This is a genomic window from Frankia sp. KB5 (assembly GCF_002099325.1).
In the GTDB taxonomy this organism is placed as follows: domain Bacteria; phylum Actinomycetota; class Actinomycetes; order Frankiales; family Frankiaceae; genus Frankia; species Frankia casuarinae.
The window spans coordinates 1-9,237 of sequence record NZ_MRUJ01000206.1; the positions used below are offsets into that span (position 1 = coordinate 1).

At 72.5% G+C, this 9,237-nt stretch carries 6 protein-coding genes and 2 pseudogenes; 7 read left to right on the forward strand and 1 reads right to left on the reverse strand.

What is annotated here, in order from left to right:
- The 3 genes and pseudogenes from KBI5_RS18620 to KBI5_RS18630 form a co-directional block, all read left to right on the forward strand.
- A pseudogene (locus tag KBI5_RS18620) lies at positions 1 to 504 on the forward strand (B12-binding domain-containing radical SAM protein); the annotation flags it as partial.
- Positions 488 to 1,237, forward strand: a complete 750-nt coding sequence (locus KBI5_RS18625; RefSeq protein WP_011435661.1) for a TIGR03936 family radical SAM-associated protein — start codon at positions 488 to 490, stop codon at positions 1,235 to 1,237. The pseudogene KBI5_RS18620 and the gene KBI5_RS18625, both read left to right, overlap by 17 nt.
- A gap of 441 nt (positions 1,238 to 1,678) precedes the next feature.
- A complete protein-coding gene (locus KBI5_RS18630) occupies positions 1,679 to 5,335 on the forward strand; it encodes a ribonuclease E/G (RefSeq protein ID WP_085015976.1) in 3,657 nt (1,218 codons plus the stop codon).
- Positions 5,336 to 5,468: 133 nt separating this feature from the next.
- Here the strand turns inward: KBI5_RS18630 and KBI5_RS18635 are convergent, their stop codons facing one another.
- Positions 5,469 to 6,113 (reverse strand): hypothetical protein, encoded by a 645-nt coding sequence (locus tag KBI5_RS18635; RefSeq protein WP_011435663.1) that lies wholly within the window; start codon positions 6,111 to 6,113, stop codon positions 5,469 to 5,471.
- 466 nt (positions 6,114 to 6,579) lie between these two features.
- Between KBI5_RS18635 and rplU the strand changes: the two genes are divergently transcribed.
- The 4 genes and pseudogenes from rplU to KBI5_RS18655 all read left to right on the forward strand — a co-directional run.
- The gene (gene rplU / locus KBI5_RS18640) at positions 6,580 to 6,897 is read left to right on the forward strand and encodes a 50S ribosomal protein L21 (protein ID WP_011435664.1); all 318 of its coding nucleotides are present in this window, start codon (positions 6,580 to 6,582) and stop codon (positions 6,895 to 6,897) included.
- A gap of 5 nt (positions 6,898 to 6,902) precedes the next feature.
- Positions 6,903 to 7,169: a 50S ribosomal protein L27 gene (gene rpmA / locus KBI5_RS18645; RefSeq protein WP_011435665.1), complete on the forward strand. Its 267-nt coding sequence runs from the start codon at positions 6,903 to 6,905 to the stop codon at positions 7,167 to 7,169.
- 173 nt (positions 7,170 to 7,342) lie between these two features.
- Positions 7,343 to 8,932, forward strand: a complete 1,590-nt coding sequence (gene obgE / locus KBI5_RS18650) for a GTPase ObgE (RefSeq protein ID WP_085015975.1) — start codon at positions 7,343 to 7,345, stop codon at positions 8,930 to 8,932.
- A gap of 4 nt (positions 8,933 to 8,936) precedes the next feature.
- Positions 8,937 to 9,237 (forward strand): annotated as a pseudogene (locus KBI5_RS18655) (glutamate 5-kinase); the annotation flags it as partial.

Consider the following 9,237-nt stretch of genomic DNA (forward strand, 5'->3'; position numbering starts at 1 on the left):
GGCCTGCTGGCCCGCGGTGACCGCCGGGTGGCTGCGGTGATCGAACGGGTCTGGCGAGACGGCGGCCGCTTCGACGGCTGGAACGAGTACTTCTCGTTCGAACGCTGGGAGTCCGCGTGCGCGGCGGAGCTCGAACCGCTGGGGGTGTCGCTGGACTGGTTCACCACCCGCGAGCGTGACGAACGCGAGGTGCTGGCCTGGGATCACCTCGACGCGGGCCTCGACCGGGACTGGCTGTGGGCTGATTGGCAGGATGCGCTGAGCGGGAATGAGCTCGATGACTGTCGCTGGACACCCTGCTACGACTGCGGGGTCTGTCCAACGATGGGCACCGACACCCAGATCGGCCCGACCGGACGTCGGCTGCTCCCCGTGCTTGCGGTGTCGAACCTCCAGGGCCCCGGGTCCGGGCAGGCCGAGCGACCGCAGCCGGCCATTCAACCCGATCCCGCGACCACGCCGCGGCTCGCCCCGGCTCCGGTGGGCAGTGGCGCGGCGACCTGAGGGGCCGCCGCCTCCGCCGGTGGTCGAACGGGTGCGACTTCGTTTCGCGAAGCGGGGCCGGCTGAGATTCCTCTCACATCGGGACGTGGCGCGAACGTTCGAGCGCGCATTGCGCCGCGCCGGGGTCCCGATGGCCTATTCGGCGGGATTCAGTCCGCATCCGCGGATCTCGTGGCTGGGTGCCGCGCCGACCGGGGCGGCCAGTGAGGCCGAATACGTCGAGCTGGCCCTGGCAGCCTCGGTCGATCCGGAGGCGCTGCGGGTCGGCCTGGACGCCGTTCTTCCGCCGGGGCTGGACGTGCTCGCGTGCCACCGGGCGGAAGGCGGCAGCCTCGCCGAGCGGATCGACGCCTCGCGGTGGTCGGTACGGTTGCCGGGTGCCTCCGGTCCGGAGGTCTCCGCCGCCGTGCGGGAGCTGTTGCGCCGCGACGTGGTCGAAGTTGAGCGGGCGACGAAGGACGGCAGGCGACGGTTCGATGTGCGCGCGGCAGTGGTCTCCGCCGTTTGCCGCGCAGAGAACGACACGTGTGCGATACTGGAGATGGTCGTGCGGCACACGACGCCCGCTGTACGACCAGACGACGTGCTGACCGCCCTAGGCGTGGTAGCCGGCCTGCGCTCGTCGGCGCCGCCCGAGTCCACCCGGCTCGAACAGGGCCGACTGTGTGAGGACGGCACTGTGGCGGACCCGCTGGCGCAGGACCGCAACGGCGCTGGCCGGCTGGTGGGTTGAACCTCAGCGTGTTGCAGGGCGTCGCAGGATTCCCCGGCGGTACCCGCGCCGGACCGAGACAGTGGCTTCTGCGCGGTCGCGACTGCATGAGCAGCGCGCCCGGGAGCCCGAGAGGCTTCTTAACCCGTGCCCGACGACGATCTGACCATCCAGACTGAATCCGAGCCCACCCGACCGGCGGCGCGTAGGCGCAGGGCCGCGGGACGAGCGGCAGGCCCACCCGCCGACGACCATGCCACCGCCGGGCCGAACGTGACCGATGTGGCGCCAGCCGGGAATCCGGTTCCGGACGACCCGGCCGTCGCACAGGTCCCGGGCGGGCCCCTTCGAGACGAGACCTCCGGCGACGCACCCTCGGCGCCGGCCGAGGGCCGGCGCCGTCGCCGGGACGCCGGTTCGACCACCCGCGCCCGGATGACCCGCGGCTCCGCCAGGGCCAGGATGGAACCGGCGGATACCACCGAAGCCGACGCTCCCTCGACCACCCCGGTCGGCGAACCAGGTCCGGTCGATAAACCCGCCACCGTCGAATCCGTCACTGTCGTCCCGGCCCGGGACGACACGGCCCGGGACGACACGGTGGAGGCCACCGAACCGGTGCCGGCGCGGCGCACCCGGGCGGCACGCAGCCGCCGCGCGGTGCGTGAGGTGACCGAGGTGCCGGTTGCCCCTCCCGCCGAGGACGCCCCTCCCGCCGAGGACGCCCCTCCCGCCGAGGACGCCCCTCCCGCCGAGGACGCCCCTCCCGCCGAGGACGCCCCTCCCGCCGAGGACGCCCCTCCCGCCGAGGACGCCCCTCCCACCGAGGACGCGCCGCGGGACGTCGTATCGCCGGACGTCGCTGCGAAGCCGAAACGGACCAGGGCCCGTCGTGCCATCTCCGGACTGATGACGCCCGCTGCCGCGGTGCCGGACCCGGCCGGGTCCGGCACCGCGGCAGCCGGGCCGGTCGCCGCCGGGCCTGGCGATGCGACCATCCTCGGTCCGGCGATGCCGGATGTCGGTGCGACCGGGTCCGTCGGTGTACCCGCGGGTTCGACCGCCGCCGTGGCGTCGGCTCCCGACACGCCCGGGCCTACGGACACATCCGGGCCTACGGACACGCCTGGGCCCACGGAACCGGAGTCCGCGCAGCCCGGGACCGACGAGCCCGGCGTCGCCGAGCCGGCGGCCCGGGAGTCGACCGCTGAGTCGAGATCTGCCGAGCCGAGCTCTGCCGAGCCGAGCTCTGCCGAGCCCGAGGCCGGCAGCACCCGGAGCGCGGCGACAAGGGCCAGGCGGGCGACCGCTCCGACCTGGGCCGGGATCCATAACGAGCCGGTCGTCGAGACGATGATCCGTCCCGTGCTCCGGCGACCGGCCGCCATGGTGACCTTCCAGGCTCCCGAACCGGCGGTCGTGGAGGCTCGCTGGCGGCGTGCCGCCGAACTCGGATCCGCCGCCACCGCGGTGGATGCCGTGGCGGGCACGGCGTTCCCGTCCGCCGAGCGGCGGCATGCCGAGGCACCGGCTCACCCCCGGGACGAGGCGGACGTGGCCACCGATCCCGACACGACCGATCCCGACACGATGGGCGACCTCACGGGCGGCGAGGAGGACAGCGAATTCGACGACGACCCGGATGGGGGCGRCTCGGCCTCCACCCGCCGTCGGCGCCGTGGTCGCCGTGGTCGTGGTCGGGCCCGGGGCGACGAGGACGGCGTGGAGTCCGGCCCGGAGGACGGCGCCGCGGCCGCGGACGACACGGGTCGCGAGGGTGTGGCACAGGACACGGACGGTGTGGACGGCTCGTCCGTGGCCGGGCAGGGAACCGGGTCGGTGCCCGCCGTCGCGTCGGATGAGGGCGCCGAGACGACCCCCGGCGCGGCGGAGGAAAGTGCCGAGCGTGACGGTGAGGACGAGGACGACCGGCTGGGAGGGGCCCGCCGTCGGCGGCGGCGGCGCCGTCGCGCCGGCGGCGACGAGCCGGCGCTCGCCGACGACCCGCCGAACACGGTCGTCCACGTCCGGGAGACCCGCAAGGACGAGGACCTGGTCCGGGGGCTGAGCGGGTCCACCCGTCTGGAGGCCAAGCGTCAGCGGCGCCGGGAGGGCCGCGACAGTGGTCGGCGTCGGCCACCGATCGTCACCGAGGCGGAGTTCCTGGCCCGGCGGGAGTCGGTCGAACGCCGGATGGTCGTCCGCCACGCGGGGGAGCGCACCCAGATCGCCGTGCTGGAGGACGGGGTACTCGTCGAGCACTTCGTGACCCGGGCGAGCTCGTCGTCCTATGCGGGCAACGTCTACCTCGGCCGAGTACAGAACGTGCTGGCCAGCATGGAGGCGGCCTTCGTCGACATCGGTAAGGGACGCAATGCCGTCCTCTACGCCGGCGAGGTCAACTACGACGCATCCGGGCTGGACGGTCGGCCTCGCAAGATCGAGCAGGTGCTCAAGTCCGGTCAGTCGGTCCTGGTCCAGGTGTCCAAGGATCCGATCGGGCACAAGGGCGCGCGGCTCACCAGCCAGATCAGTCTGCCGGGGCGGTACCTGGTGTTCGTCCCGGACGGACAGAACGCCGGGATCAGCCGCAAGTTGCCGGACACCGAACGAGCTCGGCTCAAGAGCATCCTGAAGAAAATCACGCCCGAGGACGGTGGGGTCATCGTGCGCACCGCAGCCGAGGGTGCCAGCGAGGCCGAGCTGGAACGCGACATCGAGCGGCTCGCCGCCCAATGGGAGGACATCGAGCGCAAGGCGAAGAAGGCGTCGGCGCCCTCGCTGCTCTACGGCGAGCCGGACCTGGTCGTCCGGGTGATCCGGGACATCTTCAACGAGGACTTCACCGAGCTGGTCGTCCAGGGCTCGGGTGAGGCCATCACGATCGAGGAGTACATCGACACAGTGGCTCCCGACCTGCGGTCGCGGATCCGCCGCTACACCGGAACCGGTGACGTCTTCGCCGAGTACCGGGTAGACGAGCAGCTCGCCAAGGCCCTCGACCGCAAGGTCTGGCTGCCCTCGGGTGGATCGCTCGTCATCGACCGGACCGAGGCGATGACGGTCATCGACGTCAACACGGGCAAGTTCACCGGCAAGGGCGGCAACCTCGAGGAGACGGTCACCAAGAACAACCTGGAAGCCGCCGAGGAGATCGTCCGTCAGCTGCGGCTGCGGGATATCGGTGGCATCATTGTCATCGACTTCATCGACATGGTTCTGGAGAGCAACCGAGAACTGGTCCTGCGCCGGCTCACCGAGTGCCTTGGCCGGGACCGTACCCGGCACCAGGTCGCCGAGGTGACCAGCCTCGGGCTGGTCCAGATGACCCGCAAGCGGGTGGGGCAGGGCCTGCTGGAGGCGTACAGCGAGCCGTGCGTGCACTGCAACGGCCGCGGGGTGGTCATCCACCTCGACGGCGGCAGCGGTGCACACGCCGCAGCCGGCGTGCCGAGCGGGACCATTGTGTCCGGTGCCGGTCAGCCGACTCCGGTGGCGGTGCCCGCGCCGGCGGAGGGGTCCGGGTCCGGTCGTCGGGTCCGCTCCTCGTCCGCGAGTGCCGTGTCCGCGAGTGCCGTGTCCACGAGTGCCGTCGACGGCCCCGCGATCATCGCCGCCGCGTCGGCCGAGCCTACGTCCGCATCCGAATCCGAGGCGTCCGGCGGACCTGGCGAACCCATCGGATCCGCCGCATCATCGACGCCCGACGCCGCGGAGAACGTCGCCGTGACGGCCGGCGAGGGTGCGATAGCCACCGCGGGCGTCACCGCCGCGGATACGGTGCCCGCGCCCGAGCCCGCGCATGCGGCCGACAGTGCGGCGGGGCCGGCGGGCGGGGCCGCAGCTGCCGCCGCCCCGGGACTCGGGGCAGCCGGTTCCCCAGCCGGGTCGAACGGGCATGTGCCCGCTGGCGGTGGCTCCGGCGCGGGCGGCCTCGAGGAGGCCCTGCCGCCGGTGTACGCCAACTCCGATGATCCCGACAGCCTCGCGACCGCGGACAACGCCTTGTCCACTGTGGGCAAACCGGCCCGGGGCCGACGACGGCGGGCCTCCCGGCCGGTGTCCAAGCCGGCCGAGTCGCTGGAGTCCGTGCCCTCGGCGGAACCCCCGAGCGCCTGACCCGCCAGAGATCCGGTGCCGCTGGTCCGTCAGCTTGTCTCTGGAGCGGAAGGACCCCGCGGCGTCCGGCGTGGGATGCTCGTCGTGGGCGCCCCCAGCTGATCGAGGCTTGGCGGAGAGCCGGACCGGCCGTTCAGGCGGCGGTCGGCCCGGCCCGACTCGGCCCGGCCCGACTCGGCCCGGCGGCCGGGCCCGGGCGCACGAGCCCGCGGCCGGCATTCTCCCGCAGTAGCAGGTCGAGGGTGGCCCGGGAACGGGACAAGGCTACCTCGATCGCCTGACGGGCCCGTCCTGGGTCGCCCATCTGCAGGGCATAGGAGGCGATGGTCAGCGACTGCACCAGATCGTCCTGATCGGCGAGGTTCGGGATCATCCGACCGCGTAGGACCGGCTCATCGGCCGCGTAGGCGGGATCGGCCGCCTCTCCCGGGTCTCCCGCCTCTCCCGCCTCTCCCGCCTCGAGACCACCGGACGGCCGGCCCTTCATCCCGGAATCGGGCAATCCCCACGCGGATGGACCCCGCCGGCGCAGCGCGATCCATCCGGCCGTGGCCGCKGTGCCCAGCGTCCAACAGGCGCCTGCCCAGGGCGGTAGGCCGGCGAAGGCCGTGAGGGTGAGACCGACGACGACCAGCACGGTCAGCGCGCCCGTCGCGGCGGGGACCGTGCCGGGAACCGAGCCGTAACGACGGGCGGCGGTGGCCGCCGGGCGRCAGACGACAGCCAGAGCGACGGCGGTACCGGCTCCCGCGGCCCAGATCACCAGCTGCCAGTACATCCTCGTCACCCCCGACGCGATCTCATTCCCGGCGCCGAAGCCTCACGATCCATCGTGGAACTCCGCCATGTGGACGATCCATGCTTCTCTCTCCTCAGTGGCCTACACCATGGCCCGTCCGGGTCATCCCTGGATATGACCCGGACGAGCGGGGCGAGGACCCGCGATGAGATCCGCCCGGCGGGCCCGTCGGGTGYGGGACACGCGACCGCCGTGCGGGGGATGCGCGGGACGGAATGCGCGGTATGCGGCGGGCGCTCCTTCGCTCCGCTCCCGATGACCTGTAAGGTGGAGTCCGCATGCTCATCCGGATGGGGCGATGCTCGCTAGCGGGCAATGCTCGCTGGATGACCGCTGATCGTCCGCGTTCCGGTCGATCGCGGCCCATGCGCACCCAAAGCTCCGCGGGGAACGCCGTTTCGGGTTCCGTGCGGTCACAGCGGCATAACAACAGCAGGGAGATCTGGTGTACGCGGTCGTTGCCAGCGGCGGCAAGCAGCACAGGGTCGCCGTCGGCGATGTCGTCGACGTCGAGCTCCTTTCCGGAGAGCCGGGCGCGGCCGTGAACCTTCCGGCGCTCCTGCTCGTCGATGGCGAGTCGGTCACCCACGACGCCGACGCTCTCGCGTCCGTCGCGGTCACCGCCGAGGTCGTCGGCGTCGTCAAGGGTCCGAAGATCCGGATCCACAAGTTCAAGAACAAGACCGGCTACCACAAGCGCCAGGGTCACCGCCAGAAGCTGACGCGTCTCAAGGTGACTGGCATCGAGACCGGGAAGGCCTGAGCGGGATGGCGCACAAGAAGGGCGCGAGTTCCTCGCGCAACGGGCGGGATTCGAACGCGCAGCGGCTGGGCGTGAAGCGCTTCGGCGGCCAGTACGTGAAGGCCGGCGAGATCATCGTCCGTCAGCGCGGGACCCATTTCCACCCGGGTGATCTGGTCGGGCGCGGCAAGGACGACACGCTGTTCGCGCTCTCGCCCGGGCACGTGCGGTTCGGCCATCGGCGGGGCCGTCGGGTCGTGAACGTGGTGGCCGAGGCGGCGGTACCCGCTTAATCTGATCGTCAAGGCCACGCCGTCGGTTCGACGGCGTGGCCTTGGTTGCCGTCAGATGGCGATCATCGGCGATCACTGGTGAGCCAGCAGCCGCGCGTACCACCGCCCTTCCGGGCGTGGTTGCGCGGCTTTGGCGCCTCTCTCGCGGGGAGGGATGTAGAGAGGAGGCGGTGATGCCGACGTTCGTCGACCGGGTGGTGCTGCACGCGACGGCCGGGGACGGCGGTCACGGCTGTGCCTCCATCCACCGGGAGAAGTTCAAGCCGCTGGGCGGGCCGGACGGCGGTGACGGCGGCCGGGGTGGTGACGTCCGCCTCGTGGTGGACCCGAGCGTGACCACCCTGCTCGACTTCCACTTCCATCCGCATCAGCGCGCCTCTCGGGGACGCCCCGGCCAGGGGTCGAACCGGCACGGAGCGGACGGTGCGGACCTCGTCCTCCCGGTGCCGGACGGAACCGTCGTGCTGACAGAGGACGGCGAGCAGATCATCGACCTGGTCGGACCGGGCAGCGCGTTCGTACTGGCCCGCGGCGGCCGTGGGGGGCGGGGCAACGCGGCGCTCGCGTCGGCCCGCCGCAAGGCCCCCGGGTTCGCCGAACTCGGCGAGCCCGGCGAGCAGCTCGACGCCGTGCTGGAACTCAAGACCGTGGCCGACGTCGCGCTCGTCGGTTTTCCCAGCGCCGGCAAGTCCTCCCTGGTGTCGGTGCTCAGCGCGGCCAAGCCGAAGATCGCCGACTATCCCTTCACGACGCTGGTGCCCAATCTCGGCGTGGCGCAGGCGGGTGATCGTCCTCCTTACACGGTCGCGGACGTCCCCGGCCTGATTCCGGGCGCCAGCGAGGGACGCGGGCTGGGCTTGGAGTTCCTCCGGCACATCGAACGCTGCTCGGTGATCGTGCATGTGCTGGACTRCGCCACCCTGGAACCGGGTCGTGATCCGATGACCGACCTCGACGTCATCGAGGCCGAGCTCGCCGCCTACTCCGCCGATCTGTCCGACCGTCCCCGGCTGGTCGTCCTCAACAAGATCGACGTTCCGGACGCCGCGGAGCTCGCGGAGCTCGTCGCTCCCGAGCTGCGAGCCCGTGACCTCGCGGTCTTCGCGGTGAGTACCGCGACCCGACGTGGCGTGCACGCGCTGTCCCTGGCCTTGGCCGACCTCGTCGCCCAGCACCGGGCGGCCGCGCCGGCCCGGGCGGCGACCCGCATCGTGCTGCGTCCCCGCGCGGTGAACGAGCCCGACTTCACGGTGCGCCCCCTCGGCGACGGTTTCCTGATCACCGGGTCGAAGCCCGAGCGCTGGGTGCGGCAGACCGACTTCACCAACGACGAGGCGATCGGCTTTCTCGCCGACCGGCTCGCCCGCCTCGGCGTGGAGAAGGAGCTCGCTCGCCTCGGCGCCACCGCGGGAGCGGAGGTGACCATCGGCGAGGTCACGTTCGACTGGGAGCCGACGCTGAGCGGCGGCGGGCTGGGGAACGGTGGGCTGGGTGTTGATGATCATCCGGGTGGCGACGGGCTCGCCGAGACCGGTCCGGGTGGCCGCGGGCCGGCCGGCACCGCGGCCTCCGGTGCGGCACCGTCACCCGGCCGAGGTGGGGACACGGGTTCCTCGGTGTCCCTCGGACCGCGCGGGACCGACGACCGGTTGCGGGCCTCGGTGCGGTTGACCCGGGCCGAACGGATGGCTCGCCGCGCCGCCGCCGTCGTCGACCCGGCGGTACGAGGAGAACCGGCGGGTCGAGGAGAAGAAGAAGGATGAAGGCGTGCGTCCGTTCGTGACCGACGCGCGCCGGGTCGTCGTCAAGGTCGGTTCGTCCTCGCTGACGACGGCCGCCGGCGGTCTGGACGTCGACCGGCTTGAGGCGCTGGTGGCCGCGGTGCTGCCCCGGGCCGGACAACAACTGGTGCTGGTGTCCTCCGGGGCCATCGCCGCGGGTCTCGCCCCGCTCGGCCTGGCCCGGCGGCCGCGTGACCTCGCCACCCAGCAGGCGGCGGCGAGCGTCGGCCAGAGCTCGCTCGTACACAGCTACGCGGCGGCGTTCGGACGGGCCGGTCACCAGGTCG